We start from the raw sequence: 233 nt of genomic DNA, 5'->3' as shown, positions 1-233 counted from the left end.
AATTTTATTTCTAGCTTCCATTTCATTGCAGTTTTATTCTTCCAAAAATTTTTGTCGTCAGTTGGCATAGAAAAGCCGAAACCTCACACACGAAGCAAAAAGCGTAGCGTTCTTTTGAATTTACAAAAACACCTAAAAAAATGAAAGGTTTTCTCTGCCTTTATCAATTTCCTTTACAACAGAGAAAAAGCCAATTTTCCTACTCCAAAGCAATAAGCGAAAGAATAGGATTA

This window comes from Riemerella anatipestifer (assembly GCF_009663465.1).
Classification (GTDB): domain Bacteria; phylum Bacteroidota; class Bacteroidia; order Flavobacteriales; family Weeksellaceae; genus Riemerella; species Riemerella anatipestifer_C.
This window is presented reverse-complemented; position numbering follows the sequence as displayed.